The organism is Bartonella sp. MR110HLJHH (genome assembly GCF_042194225.1).
In the GTDB taxonomy this organism is placed as follows: Bacteria; Pseudomonadota; Alphaproteobacteria; order Rhizobiales; family Rhizobiaceae; genus Bartonella; species Bartonella grahamii.
In genome coordinates, this window is the sequence record NZ_JBHIMQ010000071.1 from 1 (window position 1) to 996 (window position 996).

A 996-nucleotide genomic window follows, 5' to 3' on the forward strand; every position below is an offset into this window, starting at 1 on the left:
TGTTATGAGTTTGATTTTGTAGTCTTCATATTTGCTTGTAGGCAATCCTTTTGCTGTCTTACTGATAATGTTGTAAACATTAGATGCGGTGACTTTACCCAAGCGTGCTTGGAACCATTCTGCTGTTCTTTGTTCCATCTCACACCACCGTTCTTTGTTCTTGTGGTGCATATTCTATATCTTGGACGTGAATATATTCGGCATCTTGTATAGGCGCTTCTATTTGCTTTTGTTGTAGGAAAGATTGTTCTTTTTCATGCTGTCTCTTTTGCAAAACATCCAAAATCCTTTGTGCTCTTTCATCAGGAAGATCTTCAAGCTTGTCGACTCGTCCATACTCAAGCACTTTTTCTTCTTCTGTTTGAGTGATGTTTATTAATTGTTTGATTTGCGTAAGCACGTCATAAGAAACTAACTTCGTTTGTACGTTATGGTTTGCTTCATGGATACGTGCGGCTTCATCTTCTTCATAAATACCGGAAAGCCCGAAAGCATAGCGAGCACATTGTATAGTGGCTTTATGGCGCAACATACGTGCGGGGTATTTTTTCCAAGGTTCACTGTGGGCTTGTTCGCATTCTTTGCGATATTCGGTGACTTCGATAGGGTCTTTAATGCCTTTGAGACGAATAGCACATTTGATAGCAATGATATTCCCATCCTCATTGAGTTGATCTTGAAAGGTCATGCCATCAAAGTCAGGATTTGATTTGATGATCTTTATCCAACCGTCGATAGAAACAACGGGTATGATGCCGCCGCCTTTTTTAGGGAGTGCATAGATTTCTTTTGTTAAAGGGTTAAGTCCATAAGTATTGGCAACAAAAAGAAAAACGGCAAATTCTGCATCAGTGATGACACTAGCATTTTTATCTCCAATACAAGTTTTTATGATTGTGGTTCGAAATTCTTCAGCAGAAAATCCATATTTTTCTGCCATTTCTTTTAAAAAAGTAGAATTTGTCATCTTGATTTCCTACATTGCGCGCAATTCAC

At 38.6% G+C, this 996-nt stretch carries 1 protein-coding gene and 1 pseudogene; both read right to left on the reverse strand.

The features are described from left to right. Positions 1–138 (reverse strand): annotated as a pseudogene (locus ACFIKB_RS09365) (exonuclease); the annotation flags it as partial. A gap of 1 nt (position 139) precedes the next feature. Beyond that, positions 140–967, reverse strand: coding sequence for a recombinase RecT (locus tag ACFIKB_RS09370; RefSeq protein ID WP_375653485.1), 828 nt, complete (start codon positions 965–967; stop codon positions 140–142). Positions 968–996 lie beyond the last annotated feature (29 nt).